Annotated in this window: 15 protein-coding genes and 2 pseudogenes; 5 read left to right on the plus strand and 12 right to left on the minus strand. The window is 50.7% G+C overall.

The genetic code is table 11. The annotated features are described in order from the left end of the window. Positions 1–64 precede the first annotated feature (64 nt). Complete coding sequence (locus ACLBWT_RS03570; RefSeq protein WP_447661713.1) at positions 65–1,519, minus strand: aminotransferase-like domain-containing protein; 1,455 nt, start codon at positions 1,517–1,519, stop codon at positions 65–67. Positions 1,520–1,615: 96 nt separating this feature from the next. On the opposite strand from ACLBWT_RS03570, the gene ACLBWT_RS03575 reads away from it, so the two are divergent. Continuing rightward, positions 1,616–2,572 (plus strand): DMT family transporter, encoded by a 957-nt coding sequence (locus ACLBWT_RS03575; protein ID WP_447661714.1) that lies wholly within the window; start codon positions 1,616–1,618, stop codon positions 2,570–2,572. Between the two features lie 319 nt (positions 2,573–2,891). Here ACLBWT_RS03575 and ACLBWT_RS03580 read toward each other — a convergent pair whose 3' ends face one another. Beyond that, positions 2,892–3,770: a sugar phosphate isomerase/epimerase family protein gene (locus ACLBWT_RS03580; RefSeq protein ID WP_447661715.1), complete on the minus strand. Its 879-nt coding sequence runs from the start codon at positions 3,768–3,770 to the stop codon at positions 2,892–2,894. Positions 3,771–4,194: 424 nt separating this feature from the next. On the opposite strand from ACLBWT_RS03580, the gene ACLBWT_RS03585 reads away from it, so the two are divergent. Further along, complete coding sequence (locus tag ACLBWT_RS03585; protein WP_447661716.1) at positions 4,195–5,148, plus strand: methyltransferase domain-containing protein; 954 nt, start codon at positions 4,195–4,197, stop codon at positions 5,146–5,148. A 137-nt stretch (positions 5,149–5,285) separates the two neighbouring features. Here ACLBWT_RS03585 and ACLBWT_RS03590 read toward each other — a convergent pair. The 5 genes and pseudogenes from ACLBWT_RS03590 to ACLBWT_RS03610 form a co-directional block, all read right to left on the minus strand. Then, positions 5,286–5,593 (minus strand): annotated as a pseudogene (locus ACLBWT_RS03590) (DUF255 domain-containing protein). A 22-nt stretch (positions 5,594–5,615) separates the two neighbouring features. Further along, positions 5,616–6,482: a hypothetical protein gene (locus ACLBWT_RS03595; protein ID WP_447661717.1), complete on the minus strand. Its 867-nt coding sequence runs from the start codon at positions 6,480–6,482 to the stop codon at positions 5,616–5,618. Between the two features lie 72 nt (positions 6,483–6,554). Beyond that, positions 6,555–7,478 (minus strand): hypothetical protein, encoded by a 924-nt coding sequence (locus ACLBWT_RS03600; protein ID WP_447661718.1) that lies wholly within the window; start codon positions 7,476–7,478, stop codon positions 6,555–6,557. Positions 7,479–7,622: 144 nt separating this feature from the next. Beyond that, positions 7,623–8,282 (minus strand): hypothetical protein, encoded by a 660-nt coding sequence (locus ACLBWT_RS03605; protein ID WP_447661719.1) that lies wholly within the window; start codon positions 8,280–8,282, stop codon positions 7,623–7,625. A 36-nt stretch (positions 8,283–8,318) separates the two neighbouring features. Further along, positions 8,319–9,107, minus strand: coding sequence for a hypothetical protein (locus tag ACLBWT_RS03610; protein ID WP_447661720.1), 789 nt, complete (start codon positions 9,105–9,107; stop codon positions 8,319–8,321). Positions 9,108–9,612: 505 nt separating this feature from the next. Between ACLBWT_RS03610 and ACLBWT_RS03615 the strand changes: the two are divergent. Beyond that, a pseudogene (locus ACLBWT_RS03615) lies at positions 9,613–10,107 on the plus strand (IS3 family transposase); the annotation flags it as partial. Between the two features lie 121 nt (positions 10,108–10,228). Here ACLBWT_RS03615 and ACLBWT_RS03620 read toward each other — a convergent pair. Together ACLBWT_RS03620 and ACLBWT_RS03625 are read right to left on the minus strand one after the other, a co-directional pair. Further along, on the minus strand, positions 10,229–11,263 hold the full coding sequence (locus ACLBWT_RS03620; RefSeq protein ID WP_447661721.1) for a Gfo/Idh/MocA family protein: 1,035 nt from the start codon (positions 11,261–11,263) through the stop codon (positions 10,229–10,231). Then, complete coding sequence (locus ACLBWT_RS03625) at positions 11,260–12,111, minus strand: sugar phosphate isomerase/epimerase family protein (protein WP_447661722.1); 852 nt, start codon at positions 12,109–12,111, stop codon at positions 11,260–11,262. The genes ACLBWT_RS03620 and ACLBWT_RS03625 overlap by 4 nt, the downstream gene beginning before the upstream one ends. A 155-nt stretch (positions 12,112–12,266) precedes the next feature. Between ACLBWT_RS03625 and ACLBWT_RS03630 the strand changes: the two genes are divergently transcribed. Together ACLBWT_RS03630 and ACLBWT_RS03635 are read left to right on the plus strand one after the other, a co-directional pair. Further along, the gene (locus tag ACLBWT_RS03630) at positions 12,267–13,193 is read left to right on the plus strand and encodes a helix-turn-helix domain-containing protein (RefSeq protein WP_447661723.1); all 927 of its coding nucleotides are present in this window, start codon (positions 12,267–12,269) and stop codon (positions 13,191–13,193) included. 22 nt (positions 13,194–13,215) lie between these two features. Continuing rightward, positions 13,216–13,416, plus strand: coding sequence for a hypothetical protein (locus ACLBWT_RS03635; protein WP_447661724.1), 201 nt, complete (start codon positions 13,216–13,218; stop codon positions 13,414–13,416). A 119-nt stretch (positions 13,417–13,535) separates the two neighbouring features. On the opposite strand, the gene ACLBWT_RS03640 is transcribed toward ACLBWT_RS03635, so the two are convergent. The 3 genes from ACLBWT_RS03640 to ACLBWT_RS03650 form a co-directional block, all read right to left on the minus strand. Beyond that, positions 13,536–14,039: a ferritin gene (locus tag ACLBWT_RS03640; RefSeq protein WP_447661725.1), complete on the minus strand. Its 504-nt coding sequence runs from the start codon at positions 14,037–14,039 to the stop codon at positions 13,536–13,538. Positions 14,040–14,168: 129 nt separating this feature from the next. Then, a complete protein-coding gene (locus ACLBWT_RS03645; RefSeq protein WP_447661726.1) occupies positions 14,169–14,390 on the minus strand; it encodes a DUF1450 domain-containing protein in 222 nt (73 codons plus the stop codon). A gap of 205 nt (positions 14,391–14,595) precedes the next feature. After that, the gene (locus tag ACLBWT_RS03650; RefSeq protein WP_447661727.1) at positions 14,596–15,276 is read right to left on the minus strand and encodes a DnaD domain-containing protein; all 681 of its coding nucleotides are present in this window, start codon (positions 15,274–15,276) and stop codon (positions 14,596–14,598) included. Positions 15,277–15,327 lie beyond the last annotated feature (51 nt).

Below are 15,327 nucleotides of genomic sequence, written 5' to 3' on the forward strand. Positions count from 1 at the left end.
TCTCTTCGGCCTATTCAGAGAGATGCCGCTCTCGCCGCGGATTTGAACAAAATACGAAAAAAAATCAGTGCCGCAGCTCTTCCGCCGCTTCGATCAGCTGCTCGACGGCCTCTGCGATCCGCTTTTCGCTCAAAAAGGAGTAGCTGAGACGGATCCTCGCATTCATATCGCCCAACGGATCGCAGATGCTGCCGGGCACAAAGGCGACCGATCGCGCCAAGCATCGTTCCAGCAGCAGATCGGCCGGGATTCCATCCGGCAAGGAGATCCACAGGTTCAGCCCTCCGGAAGGGCTGTCCCAGCTCCAGCCCGTGCGGGCAAGCGCATTTTCCATTGCATCCTTGCGCATGCGGACCGCGGTTCTCAGCTTCTGGACATGCTCCTGCATGCGGCTCGAGAAAAAGTAATGCTGGAATATTTTTTGATTGAGCAGCGGAGATCCGCTGTCGGACAACGCTTTGAGCGGCCGGATGCCCTCCATGATCGAGGGGCGCGCGGCAAGCACGGAAATCCGCAGGCCGGGAGCGATATATTTGCTGAAGCTGCGGATATAGACGACATATCCTTCCGTATCGTAATAGAACAGAGGCGGAGGCGGGGGCTGGTCGAAGTAGATATCATGGTAGACGTCATCCTCCACCAGGATGCAGTCATGCCGCTCCGCCAGCTCCACCAGCAGCTTGCGCTGCTCGGCTGGAACCGTATAACCCGTCGGGTTGTGGAAGGTCGGGTTCATATAGAACAGGCGGGGCTTCTCCTTCTCCATCAGCGCTTCGACAGCGTCCAGGTCATATCCTTCCGCCGTCAGCTCGACAGGCAGCAGAACGATATTCTGCTGCTGGAAGACGTCGATCGCCGGGCTGTACGTCGGCCGTTCAATCAAGACGCGGTCGCCGGGCTTGACCAGAGAACGCGACACAAGATCGATCGCTTGCTGTGAACCCGACGTGATGAGCAATTCTCCCGCCTCGACATCGATTCCATGGGCTTCGGCAAAAAACGCCGATAAAGCCTCCCTAAGCTCCGGATCGCCGAGCACAGTGGAATAAGTGCTTAGAACCATCGGATGAAGATCCAGCACCTGCTTCACATGATTCGATAAATAGCGGTTCGGAAGCAGAGCCGGATCGATCAAAGCCTCCGACATCTGATGGCTGACCCGCACGCTGTGGATGTCCGAAAGCCGGCTGCGGTTGACGTAGCCCGGAGCGGCTGCGTAAGCCCACCCCGAAGCGGCATCTCCATCCGTAGTCCTCGTCCGCCCTTCCTCGCGGGCACGCACGTAATAGCCGTTTTTGTACCTGGAGGCAAGAATGCCTTCCTCTTCGAGCAGCCGATAGGCTTTGAGCACGGTCAGCCGGTGCACCCCGAGCCGCTCCGCCATCGACCTGACCGATGGAAGCTTCTCCCCGGCCTTCCACTCTCCCCGATTCATGCCGCTTCTCACCTCGTTTTGAACGAGCGCCAGCTTGGTGACGGCGTTATTGCCCCGAGCCGCGGCAGCGATGTTGTTCTCCACTTCCCATTCCTCCCGATATCAGCCTATCTGGTCTAATCCTATCCCATCTGTTCTATTCGTCAACCTCTATAGTAAATAAAAAGAGGAGGCACGCTGATGGTTGCATTCAATTACTTGCTCATGTGCGCGATTTTCGGCACGACTTTTCTCGTCATCAAAATCGGCGTGGCTGCCGGCCTGCCCCCGTTCCTGTCGGCAGGAATCCGCTTCACCGCCGCCGGGCTGCTGCTGTACGGCTGGATGCTTGCCCGCCGCAAGGTCCGTTTCTCGATGCTGTTCCGCAAGGAATTCGTCTTCATCGGCGCCGGCAGCACATTCGCCACCTTTGCCGGACTCTACTGGGCCGAGCAGCATATCGACTCCGGCATGGCCGCCATCCTGTCGGCCACAGGCCCGATGGCCATCCTGCTGATGCAATCCGTGGCGCTCCGGCAGCGAGCCGGCTTCCTGGAGAGAGCAGGCTGCGGCATCGGCCTGCTTGGCGTCATCACGCTCATGATGCCGGAGCTTCATGCTCAGGCGAATGTAATCTGGCTGGTCAGCTGCCTGCTCGTCCTGCTGGGAGAGCTAGGTTATGCGGCAGGCAGCCTCTTGACCCGGCGTACGCTGCTTCGCTCGCCGGAACTGCCTCCGGTCGCCTTGAACGCCGCGCAGATGATCTACGGCGGCATCGGGCTGCTGATTCTCTCCGCTTTCGCCGAAAGGCCCTCGGCGCAGTCAATCTTCTTGCCGGCAGCCGGATCGCTGATCTACTTGACCGTTGTCGGCTCCATGCTCGGACACAGCCTCTATGCCTGGCTCATCAAAGCGACAAACGCCTTTTTCCCGTCCACCTGGCTGTACATCTCCCCCGTCATCGCTCTAGGTCTCGGCGCGCTTCTGCAAAATGAGCGGCTGTCTCTGCTTTCGTTAGGCGGAAGCCTGCTGGTGCTGGCCGGCATCGTCATTCCCCGCCTGCCCGAGCTGAAGGAATATGCTTCCTCCCGCAGCAGACGACGGGCTCTTGAAGCGGCCAGCCGCAACATTCGGACGTCCGAGTCCGAGTCTGTCTGAGGGATGTGAATTAAATTTGAAGTAAAAAAAAAGCGAAGAACCCCTCCGATGCCGGAATGGATTCTTCGCTTTCTGTGCTTGTTCTTCTCTTTTTGTGCTTGTTCTTTTCTTTCTGTGCCTGTTCTTTTCTTTCTGTGCCTGTTCTTTTCTTTCTGTGCCTGCTGCATTTGCTAGGCTTTATCTGCTCACTTTACTTCTTTTGATTGCTTTGCTTGTTCTACAGTCGATTCTGCTTGTTCTGCCGACTTGTTCTAATCGAGCCCCGAGCAGACAGCAGCCTCTACTGCTACTCTGGCAGCATAATGCCTCTCGAATCAGGTTACTTGAAGCTCTTCAAGAACCGGACCGCTTCGGCGATATCCTGCTCAGGCTGGGTGCCGACTTCCCTCTCGATCGTCAGGTAGCCGGAGTAGCCGATATCCTGAAGCGCCTGAAGATAATTCGGCCAATTCACGCCGCCTTGGCCCAGCGGAACTTCGCGGAAGTCTTCGCCCGCTTCGGCCGATGCCGCCAGCGCCTCATGGCTCATTGCCTCGTAACCGAGCATGCCGTATACTTTGCGCGGGTCGACTTCCCGCAGCCGGATGCCGTCCTTGGCATGAGTGTGGACGATATAATCCTTCAGCGTGTAGACGCCTTGAACCGGATCGTCGCCTGTCACCATCACCATGTTGGCCGGATCGAAGTTGACGGACAAGCCGTTCGTGCTGAGCGTATCGAGGAACTTCTTCAGATGGGCGGACCGCTCCGGACCGGTCTCGATCGCGAAGTAAGCGTTGATGCTGCTGGCATAGCTGCTGAGCTCATCGCAGGCGCTTTGCATCGTGTGGTAGATCTCGCCGTTCTCGTCATCCGGCACGATGCCGATGTGGGTCGTGACGATCGGGCAGCCGAGATCCATCGCCAGATCGAGAATCCGCTTGGACTTTTCGATCTTCCAGCGGTTCTCCTTGGCGTCCTGGAAGCCGTGTCCCGCCAGATCGCCCACAAGGGCGGAAATCTGCAAGCCGAGGGATGCGATGTATTCCTTGAGCTCCCTGCGACGGGCGGCATCCATCACATCGGGATCCATTTCGCCCTTCACCGCATAGATCTGCACGCCGTCCGCTCCGACTTCCTTGGCCTTCAGCAGCCCTTGACGAACGCCGAGCTGGAAGCTGTCCACGATGACGCCGATAGGATTATTGATTTTAGTCATGCCACATACCGCCTTTTAGGAAGGTTATCGTTCTGCTTTTATTGTACCTTCCCGGAGATATCCCCTCTAGAACTCCGATGCCGACCATTTGGATTTTTGTGCTTATGGGACGCTTGACCTTCTCCCTGCGTCAAGGTGTAAGATGTAGCCAACCGCATCGACCGGCCAATCGAAACTCCGGGTATTTCTGCGCTGGGTATTTGCGATAAATATCTGCGATTAATGGTTGTATCGATGTTTGTATTAATCTTAGCGACAGATGTCTACGGTATCTTTGCCATAAGTGTCTGTTATTGATCTTTAGGATAGATGTCTACAGTTGAAATTTAAAAAGCGATGTCAATCTGTGAGTTAATGATAGCGATAGAACGCATTCCGACATCCAAATCGAAAATCCGGTTATGCCGGAAAGGAGAACTTACTCATGCATATCCGTCAGGCAGCCGCCATGACCGGCCTTACTCCCCGTGCCATCCGTTATTACGAACAGACGGGCCTGCTGCCGGCAAGCGCACGAACCGAAGGCGGCTACCGCTGCTATAGCGACGATGACATCGATCGCCTGAGATGGATCGCGGCTCTGCGTGAATGGGGCATCCCGCTCTCCTCCATTGCCAGCATGTTGGACAGCCTCGGCGACCGGGAAGCTTTCCTGCTGGCGGCTGGAGCAGCGAGGCAATCGCTGTACGAACAATGGCTGGACGCCTCAGCCGCCTTGAAGTCGCTGGACCAGGGAATGGCGGCTTGGCAGAGCCGCGCCGGACTCCCTTCGCTGGATCAATTGAATGAGTTGTCCCGGAAGCTCCAGCAACAACGAAAAACCCGGGGCAGCTGGACCGACGGGATCGGCTGGGACGGGATGGCGACGGCAGCAGGAGAGGAAGCGCCTGTCCGATCGCTGCCTGCCGGGTACTCGTTAGAGCGGTATAGAGCGACGCTTGAAGAGCTGGCTGATTGGCTCGACCCGTTGCCAGGAGAAACCGGCGCCGATCTCGGCTGCGGAACCGGCAACTTGACGAGGCTTCTCACCGCCGGCGGCGCCCGCTTGATCGCTGTGGACGTCTCCTCGTCGATGCTATCCCTGCTGGCCCGCTCGCTGCCGCAGATCGAAACTCGGCAAGGCAACCTGCTTGCATTGCCGCTTCCCGATCGAAGCTGCCACTTCGCGGCAAGCAGCTTCGTGCTGCAGCATCTGCGTCATGATGAACGCCTCCTCGCTCTGCAGGAAATGCGCCGTGTGCTCCTGCCCGGCGGCAGGCTGGCGATCGCTGGGCCGTTGACCGACAGGGAGCTCGACAAGCTCCGGCGCCCTTTGGCCGTTGACGGCTGCGAAATATTCAGCTGCGGGGACGGGATGCTGCTGGCAGTCGTTTCCTGATGCATGCGGCGGTCCCGTCCCCTCTAGCAAATACATCGTGCTAGAATTAGGTCAGTGATTTAGTAATTCTTATATCATACAATAATAAATCTCCGTTAAGTTGTTGGCAGCAGCTTCTAAATCACACGAACATCCCATCAATGACAGGTACGTGTGAACCAACAACTGCTATACCCAATAGATAAGAAGACAGGCTTGTTGTCGCGCTGAGCGACTTCAAAAGCCTCTTCCGACAAAGGAACCAGTTCACTGGGTTATGCGCGTGTTGCAGCAGATAAGGTGACTTTTCCTTGGCTAATCTATTGGTACTTTTGGAGTTGTCCTGGGCATCACCTATCTTCGTGTTAGATTTAGGTAAAGTATTGCTTATGCTTATTTTCCCCAAAAAGGTGGTAAGGGGCTCAGAGAGTGAGAAAAAGGTAACTTCTTCATATTTAGAAGTCACCTTGTGAAAATAATCCTTATTCTCATTTAAAATTAACCAAAAAAATACTCAGGTAAAGATCCTCTACACGAAAGTCAGAATGCTTGTTTACCAGCATAGAAATTGCATCATACCTTATTAATACTTCCCCCACGCAACTAAATGACAACCTTTTATTAGATTTTACAATATTGCTCAATTCAACAAATCTATTGATAAAGTTAACTGGTGAAGATGTGAAGAAAAACTCCTCAAAGTAAATATCACAATTCTTAGAACCATTGTAAGCATTAATAACCACCCGATTTGAGGCAACTTCAACAGAATTAATATATACATCTGATAAGGCTCGTGTAAAACCCACATCATCTTCATTTAAAAGTAACAAAGTTCTTCTTCTAACAGAGGGTGCCTTTGTTTTTAAATCGCCCTCTTTTATATCCGCCTCACCACCAGTAGTCGGATTAATATTTACAACTGAAGCTTCAGGAAGTTCAGAGTCTACACGTGGGTTCTTTTTCTCTCTTTTTGTTTTACCTGTTCCGCCTGTTTTATTGCTATCAGTATTCTGTCGTTTTCTTTTGATATCATTAAGAATATCAGCTATATGCTTATCCGAGAGGGCCATAGTAGAGGTTGCTGAGTTTCTCGTACTTCTTGCAATTTTTTCTCTTTCAAAAAAGTCGGAACATTCAGCTGTATGGTCTTGTTTCGGCCAAGTTTTAAAATAAGCTTTTTTCTTGCCTTTTGGTACATACTCCAACTTTGCCAAACATTTTTCATATGTGCAATAAATATTATTTTTGACTTTATAAAACTCCGGATGATTTTCTATTGTACTAATTGAAATAGGCTCTTCAGTTTCTTCTCCATCTACTTCTATTCTATAAATAGCATCATATATTGGCATTATCAAAGCCTCCCTGTATATTGACGTTTATAAAATAATACAGTAAACAATTGAGTGAAATCATTCCCATTTTTAATCATCAATAAGTATTTCATTAATTTTTAGATAAATGTTCCCAGTCTGTGCTGCATGCTTACGTTTTCTAACTATCAAAGATACGAAATCAATTTGATTTTCTAGCACAGCCATTAAATCTGTTCCGTCCATTAAGAGGATTGTACTTCTTCCTACTGAATGAACTCTTACTGCATCTTCAGAAAAGCCGTTTATTGACAAAAATAATCCTAGAGTGTTATCTAACTTTCTTCTAATTTTCCCTGTAAAGCTATCTAAATCAGATGCATCAGATAAATGAGTTCTCCATTTTGCTTCAAACAAATAATCAGTACCCTCAAGAGTAAAAGCACCGTCTATTTGTTCACCAGTGTTTCTAAAAGATGCTTTTGGATCTAAATCAAATAGCTCAAAAAGATCATACAGAACTTTTTCTAGTTCAAATCCCCGCTTTTGATAGTCTTTTGAGATAACCAAACTAAAATAGTTGCTTTTTATATCATCCAATCGACTTAAAACAGCTTGGCTAGATCGGATTCGATGTAAGTTATCTAATCTCTTTTTCTTTATTTCCTCCTCTTCTTTAAACTTCTGTGCCTGATCTTCCACTACTCGTCTTAGATCAGAAACTGCTTGTTTTGCTCTTTCTACCTTTTTCTTACCATCTTCTAATTGTTCAAGATGGCGGAAACTTTCCATTCTTGTTACTTCAAATATTAGACGTCTTATATCACCTAGATATTTTTCCTGATTACTACATAAATCATCAACAATATCCGACACTATTTGTCTTTTGTATCCATTCCAATCTGGCCTGTTAACTATAGAGTTATCATTAATGCAATTATTCAGAAAACTTTTGAGATTATTCTTGTACCAATATATGTTGCATAACGCTTCTTTTAATAATTCAATAGCAACAGCCGATATTTTCTTTTCCATAATATCGTCTCTTTCTTCTTATAAATTTTGTTGACCTAGCTTAATAATTCTTACTGCTTCGTATAAAAATCAAGCCCCTTTATTACTGGAATATTATCACCTCAAAATGTAAGATTAGTTTATTTCAAGAAGTTCAATTTTTGTTTAATTATTTAAAATTATGATCTTTTTAATTCTTTCTAACAGATTTTCAACTTTATCCTCTTCGCTTTTTAAAGATTCCAACATAAAAATGATATCTTTATCATCTAAAGGAATTATTAAGCCATTATCGTTTTTATACGTATCAGAGCATCTTTGATATAAAAGTTCCTTATTATCAATATTTCTACACATCAATATCCCGAATTTTCCTTTATTAAAAGAAAACCTTCCAGATAATTGATCGATTTCAGGGTTAGCAACATCTTTGCTATAAATTTTACATTCTATAAATATATAGCCACAGGGAATTTTGTTGATATTGTGTAGACGATGAAAAAAGCCAACTAGAGCGATATTACTCATGACAATATCTACTCTTTTTCTTCCTTGATGGATCTTCTCTTCTATTATGGGATTATTCAGATGAGGATAGAACAATATTTCGAGAATTGATTTTATGAACTTTTGATACTCAGAAGCATTTTTCGTACCAATAGGTATACTTTTCAAGCTAACTATTAATGCATCTACTAATTTTTCAATAGATACTGATCCCGTATGTTCCATAAATTCATCGTTTGTTAACGATTTCACTTCTTTTGATTTAGAATTTCGAAATCTATCAAATATTTCCGGCTTTTTTTGAGTGTATTGTCGCAAATAATCTTTTCTACTCTCAAAATCCCCATTGCTAATTTAATTAGTAATTTGATTATTAACGTCTTTTTTTGGTAAAAAATATACTCCTTTCCCATTCTTATATTTCTTAAATTTCACTAGAGATGACCTTCTCGCTAGTTGCTCGTCACGTTCATTGGTAACCACAAAATGCCATCCGTATTTCTGAGCATTATATTCTGATATATATGACACTATGGCTTTAGGAACCAAGAATAACTCTCTTCCTTGATAAAATAACAAATCTTCTCTTGAGATTTCCCAATCTTCAGTATTTCTATTCCAATATGGAAGTGAATCCTGATTAGTTAAAGGAATTCCCCAGATTTTACATTGCTCCTTGGTATAATCAATTAAATGCTTTCTTATTATATTTGTCGTCATATCAGATAATTTATCTTTGTCTATATCATCAACAAATACAACAATGTCCTCAATATTCTGTACAACTCCTGATTCTATCGCTTTGCTATTAATTATTTCATTAATAATATCGGTAGCATTGCCTTGTCCAACTCCTCGGCCATTTTTTGTGCCCGTCTTACTAATCCCAAAACACGTTTCTTTAGGTTCAGACATAAACCGAAATAGTTCAATAGCCTTCGAATGTTCAGAATTTCTAATATACTCAACTACTTTGGAAAAGAAACTTTTTATCGTTCCATCTACTTCCATAGACGATGGATCACTTCTAGTAGAAATAAGATAAGGATCGATATATAATGGGTAGTCTCTGTTTGTTTCAATATTTACAAAATCCAGCTGAACTTGATCTGCTTTCAGGTCATATATATCACTAATTTTCAAGAACTCTACCCCCTTTTTAATTGGGTATTCCTTCCTAGTAAGGATAACATATATCTATTCATAAGTGGAATATATTGTACTTTATCGTCATCTTTTGTTATAGAGACTGTTTCAAAAGTCCTATTTTTTTAAAATATTGATTAGAAGAGTCTATACTACTATTAAAGTGAATATAGCAACTTCTTTTCTCTTCCTTCATAATAGTCCGACTATTGCTAATCTAAACAGCTTGGACATTGCAAAAAGTTAATTTAGTAATAAGAGAGTATCCAATGATCATGATATTTTCAATCATGTATGTATCCCAATCTTCACTTGATACAGTCGGTTTAAGTCCATATACCACAAGATGATCATTGGGGCCATTGTTGAGTCCAATGTTCCTCATAGTTACATATCTATTCAGTCCAACAGCAGTCACAATAATTTCCACGACTAATACAAACTTACTAACCATTCTCTTTACCTTAGGAAAATTAGGCTTAATTGACCAGTACTTAACTTCCGGCAGCTTCAGGCAGACGGACCGTTGCAAAAGCTCGTAACGGATATTACGCATTTGTCCTTTGGGAGCAGGATGTTATATTTATCGAGCATCTTGGACTTATATAACGGCGAGGTTGTAGCCCACAGTATAGCTGACAAGCAGGATACTGAAATGGTACTGGACACGTTAAATCAGCTACCCGATCAGCCTGGGATGCTGTTGCATAGTGATCAAGGCAGTGTCTATACGTCTCAGGCATACCAAAGGGCCGTAAAAGGAATAGGCATTACCATGAGCATGTCCCGCAAGGGAACACCCGCTGATAATGCCTCCATCGAATCGTTCCATTCCACTCTAAAGTCTGAAACGTTCTATCTCGAAGGACTCACTCGTACAACGACGGTAATCGTTGAACAAACCGTTCGAGAGTACATCATCTACTATAACTCAATTCATATTCAAGCAAAACTAAAAAACAAGTCGCCGGTTGATTTCCGACGACGGGCCACTTAACTTAATGGTATTTTGATCCCTGTCTCACAGACGGGGGTCAGTCCCTAGTGTTTGATGGCTTTTTTGTTATAGAGCCTTGAGGATCGAGCCCCTGACCTCGTCGCTGCCATCCGTCCAGCTCTTAATTAACCGCCGCTCCAGCCAGGCTCACCCACTCGCCCCGCTTGTCGGCGGATGCCAGCTCCGCCTCCACGATGGCGATCGTCGACATCGTGCTCGCCGGGTGGGCTTCCTCGATCGGCTCTCCGGCCAGCAGCTTCTCCACAAAGTATTTCAGCTCGTAGTAATAGCCTTGATCCTCCGGCAGATCCGCCTCGAAGCCGGGCGCGTCATTCGGATTCACCTTCACGACGCCGCCGCTGAACTGGACGTTGCCCCGCTCGAAGTTGACCCGGAAGCCCATCTCGAATCCGAAGTCGCCGTTCAGCGTCCAGTCGACCTGCGAATGGACGACCTCGCCGCCGCCATATCGGTAATGGGTGGACACGATGTCGTAGCCGCTGCCCGGAATGACGTTGACAGCCTGCGTCGATACCGCCTCCGGCATGCCGAACAGCCAGTTGACGACATCCGTGTCATGCACATGCATATCGAGCAGGGCGCCGCCTCCCTTATCCTTTTGCAGCACCCAAGGGCCCCAGTCCGGCGTGCCGCCGCCGCGGTAGAAGTACGCATAAGTCGGCTTGCCGTATGTTCCGCCGGCGATCAGATCCCGCAAGTATACGTAAGCGGGCCAGAAACGCAGGCATTGCCCGATCATCAGCGATTTTCCCGTTCTCTCGGAAGCTTGAAGCATCTCCAGGCATTCCGCTTCGTTCGACGCCATCGGCTTCTCGCACAGTACATGCAGGCCCGCTTCCAGGCACATGACCGTCACGCTGCGATGCAGATGCGTCGGCAGCGTAATATCGACGGCGTCCAGCTGCTCCTTGTCCAGCATTTCCTGGAGCGACGTATAAAGGGAAATAGAGGACAGGTCGAGTTGTGAAGTGCCCGCATCCAGATTGCCTCCGCCGCCTTCGCCGCGAAGCTTGGCGGGATCCGCGTCGCAGATGGCCGTCACCTGCACGGCAACGCCCTCCTTGGCCAGCCTGACGTAGTTTTCCAGATGCGCCCTTCCCATGAATCCAAGTCCGATGATGCCGATTCTGATCATGCGCGCCCGCTCCTTCCGAGAATGGCGTCCATAGCCGCCGAAGTATTGAAGATGATCTGGCTGCCGTGATGGGCGTAAGGAGGAATCATTTCCGCCGTTACATAGCTGTCATAGCCGATGGCCCGCAGCGCGCCGACCACGGCCGGGTAGTCGACGTCGCCCGCCAGCAGGTCGACGAAGCCGTGCAAGCCGCCTGCCTGCCTGCGATAGTCCTTGAAGTGGACTTTCTTGATCCGGCTGCCGAGAATCGGAATCCAATGCTCCGGATAGCCGGAGTGCACGACGTTTCCGACGTCGAAATAGGAACCGACATAATCGGAGCCGATCTCGTCGATGAATCCTCTCAGCTCCAGCGGCGACAGCAGGAACTTGTTCCAGACGTTCTCGATGCCGATCGCCACCTTGGCCGCTTCGGCGTCCTTGGCGAGCCGCGATAGGCCTTCCAGCGCGCGGTCGTATGCAGCGTCGTAAGGAACGGCCTCCGCGTCCGGAATGAAGTCGACTCCGACCGCGCCGGGCACGACGAGAATCGTGTCCACGCCGAGCAGCGCGGCGCATTCCAGCTGCCGCTTGACGATGTCGGCCGACTTCGTGCGGATGGCTGCATCCGAGCTCGTGATCGGATAACTCCAGTACAAGCCGCTCGCGAGGCTGGCCAGCTCGATGCCTTTATCCTCCGCCAGCTTGCGGATCTCGATGATTTCCCGGTCCGTGCTTTCCAGGCTCAGAGATCCGTTCTCCTCCAGCGCAAGCTCGATGCCGTCGAAGCCGGCGGCAAGCGCCAGGTCCATGCTTTCCCCGATGCCCGTTCCCGCCGGGAACGACCAGGCATTGATCCCCTTTTTCATATCATGCATCTCCCTTCGGATTGTGTATCCGCTTCCTTGCTGCGATTATATCAATCTCCCTGCCGATTGGATTTGTCGCATCAGCCGTTAAATTTGCACTCAGCCATGGTAAAATGGAAGCCTATCGTATTTCTTTACCGCGAGGAGATGCATCCATGCCGTTCAGTCGCTTGATTCTGGAGACGCCCGTACAGGTGGAGAGCCTGATCTCCTTTCATTATTTCGAATATCCGACGGGCTTCCTGTTCGAAGGGGAATCGCATGACTTCTGGGAGCTTCTCTACGTAGACAAGGGAGAGGTGGAGGTTCGGGCGGACGACCGGCTGCTGACTCTGAAGCAAGGCCAGCTCATCTTCCATAAGCCGGGAGAGTTCCACACCGTGCGCGTGGATCTCGGCCATCGTCCGCCTAATCTCATCGTCATCGCATTCGGCTGTTCGAGCCCGCTCATGCAAGAGCTCGAGAACCGGGTATCGTACCCCGGCGAACGCGAAAGAAGCTGGCTCGCCCTGCTGCTGCAGGAGGGCTTCGCCAGCTTCCTTCCGCCCTACCATACACCCGGCAGCCATGAGCTGCGCCGCAACCCGCAGGCGCCGGCGGCCAGTCAGCAGGCATTCCGCCTGCTGCTGGAGCTGCTGCTGATCGGCCAGATCCGGAGCGCACGGTCAGAAGCACTGGGCGAGCAGGCCGAACAGCGCCGCAGCGTCCCGGCGAAGGCCGCCCGGCTGGAGCAGGATACGGTGCGCCGGGTGCGCGAGATCATGAGGCAGCGGCTGTCCGAGCCGTTGGCGCTGGACGATCTATGCCGGGCGGTCCACTTGGGACGGAGCCGGCTGAAGGAAATCTTTTTGTCCCAGACCGGAATGGGCGTCATGGATGCGTTCAAGGAGATGAAGATCGAGGAAGCCAAGACGCTCATCCGGGAGCAGCGCCATACATATACGGAGATCGCCGACCGGCTCGGTTATTCAAGCCTTCATTACTTCTCCCGGGATTTCAAGAAAGCGACCGGAATGCCGCCGTCGGAATATTCGCGGACCGTAGCAGCGGCCGCTTCCCTGCCGTCCGATTCCCGCCGCTAGCCCAATTCGGAGGTGCCGAACATTGAAGAAGTGGAGCTTGATCGGATTTTGGATTGTACCGCTGTTCATCGTTTCCATGCTCGTCAACGGCTTGTCGACAGCCTCCTTTTCGGAGGATTCGAAGGTTCGGACCGCTTTCGAGTGGATGACATCCTATGTGAGTCCGTGGATCATCGTCCTTCTGCTCGCCGCTATCCTCCTTAAGCTCCCTCCCCGCAAGTAAAGCAATCAATTGACCGAACGGGCTTCCTTGAACAGCAAAAAGCACCCCTTTCGCACTCATTGGACCTGAAGCAGGTGTTTGTCCAATGACCGCGATAAGAGGTGCTCGCAGAGGCAATTCTACTCGGCTGGAGGCGTGAAGGATCTGCCGGCAAACTCCGCATCGAGCATATAGAAAGCGTTGCTGTCGCTCTCGATGCGCTTCAGCTTCTGGATGATGCCGTCGAACAGCGCTTCTTCCTCCACCTGCTCGTCGATGAACCATTTGAGGAAGTAGATCGTAGCATGCTCTCTGGAATCAAGCGCGAGATCCGCGAGCTGGTAGAAGTTTTTCGTATTCTGCTGCTCGTGGCGGTAGCCATGTTCGAATACGTCCAGCATGGAATCGTATCCATTCTTCGGCTCCGGCAGCTCCTTCAGCGTCGCGCGGCGTCCGCGGTCGTTGAGGAACCGGTAAATCTTCATCGCGTGGAACCTCTCCTCCTCCGCCTGGACGAGGAAGAAGTTGGAGAAGCCTTCCAGACTGTCTCCGGAGCAATAGGCCGCCATGGCCAGATAGACATGCGCGGAATAGAATTCGAAATTCATCTGCTCGTTGAGAGCGGTCGCCAACTGATCGTTCACCTGTGAATCCCCCTGTCGTAATGGAAGCCGCTGAAAAGCTGCCGCTGCGTTCGTGAATCATTGTTCCGACTTTTCTCCATAACGATCCGCGCCTTTCGCTTGTTTTTCAGCGGCCTCATCGTCATGCGGTCATCGCTTGTTCAACCGCTTCTTGATTTTGCGCCGCAGCTTGGCGGGGCCGGACGCCGATAAGGTCTTCCCCTTGACGACGGCGAAGCAGGCTTCCCTGCATAGCCCGCAGCTGCCGAGGCAGTCTTCCTTGACCAGCTTGACTCCCGCCTCCGACTTGAGCTTGCGGTAGGCAGGCTTCGCCCCATTCTTCAGGTTGCGCCGGCAAAAACGGATTTTCATCCGGCCATCCTCCCCGCCTCGTCAAGGCCACTGAAAAAGGTGTCGCTGCGTGCGCGGATCGTTCTTCCGATCGCTGTTGTCCCCGTATTTCTCAGATTTCTTGCCGTTTTTACGGTTGAAATCCGGTGACAAAGGCGACCGCGTTCGCTTCTCCAGAACGATTCCGCACCCTCCGCCCGTTTTTCAGCGGCCCCGCCTCATCCCGTCAGTTTTTCGACGTCCCGCGGAACTTGCGGGAATGAACCTTCGCTTCCTCCGGCGTCGATACCCGGTTGCGGGACCACTCGAGAAGGATGCGGTCGATGTACGTAAAGTGGAGCTTGCCTGCGAATACCGCTTCCCTGAGCGCGAAGCGGATGAGCTCGTCGCTGTACTGGTCAAGGTCGAGCCAGCTGCTGATCCGCTCGCATTCCATCGGAGACAGCGGCCTTCCGAACTCCTGCTCGAACACCGAGAACAAGTTGAGCTCCATCGCAGCCGTCTGGCGGGCAGCCGGTTCCGGCGAAGCGGGCTCCGGGCGTTCGGCAGCCGCCCAAGCTGCCGCCCGCTCCAGCCAGCCCTGCCAGTCGTAACGCTCGTAGCGGATGCCGCTGGCGGCGTCGACGGCGTCGTTGATCGTCAGGAAGCCTTCCTTGATCAGCCGGCCGAGCTGCTGCTGAACCGACTTGGCGGTCGCGCCGGTCAGCCGGCCGAGCTCATCCGGCGTCGGGAAATCCTGGCGCAGCGAATCGCGGAACATCATCAGCTGCAGAAGCAGCATCATGTCGCTGTCGCTGAGGCCCAGCTCCCGATAGCTGCGAAGAAGGAGCGCGGGAAGGAAAACTCCCCGTTCTCCCATAAGGGAAGCCAATGCTCTCGTGTATTCATGCTGGTTGTTCTCGTTCAAGCGGCTCACCTTCCTCCTGATCGCTGCAACTTAAGTACTGCCGCCGGACAA

Source organism: Paenibacillus sp. D51F, assembly GCF_053345695.1.

What these genes read in the sequence shown, in the direction of transcription:
- ACLBWT_RS03575 (WP_447661714.1), top strand. Translation starts at nt 1,616, where the DNA reads ATGGTTGCATTCAATTACTTGCTCATGTGCGCGATTTTCGGCACGACT.
- ACLBWT_RS03580 (WP_447661715.1), bottom strand. Translation starts at nt 3,770, where the DNA reads ATGACTAAAATCAATAATCCTATCGGCGTCATCGTGGACAGCTTCCAG.
- ACLBWT_RS03585 (WP_447661716.1), top strand. Translation starts at nt 4,195, where the DNA reads ATGCATATCCGTCAGGCAGCCGCCATGACCGGCCTTACTCCCCGTGCC.
- ACLBWT_RS03595 (WP_447661717.1), bottom strand. Translation starts at nt 6,482, where the DNA reads ATGCCAATATATGATGCTATTTATAGAATAGAAGTAGATGGAGAAGAA.
- ACLBWT_RS03600 (WP_447661718.1), bottom strand. Translation starts at nt 7,478, where the DNA reads ATGGAAAAGAAAATATCGGCTGTTGCTATTGAATTATTAAAAGAAGCG.
- ACLBWT_RS03620 (WP_447661721.1), bottom strand. Translation starts at nt 11,263, where the DNA reads ATGATCAGAATCGGCATCATCGGACTTGGATTCATGGGAAGGGCGCAT.
- ACLBWT_RS03625 (WP_447661722.1), bottom strand. Translation starts at nt 12,111, where the DNA reads ATGAAAAAGGGGATCAATGCCTGGTCGTTCCCGGCGGGAACGGGCATC.
- ACLBWT_RS03630 (WP_447661723.1), top strand. Translation starts at nt 12,267, where the DNA reads ATGCCGTTCAGTCGCTTGATTCTGGAGACGCCCGTACAGGTGGAGAGC.
- ACLBWT_RS03645 (WP_447661726.1), bottom strand. Translation starts at nt 14,390, where the DNA reads ATGAAAATCCGTTTTTGCCGGCGCAACCTGAAGAATGGGGCGAAGCCT.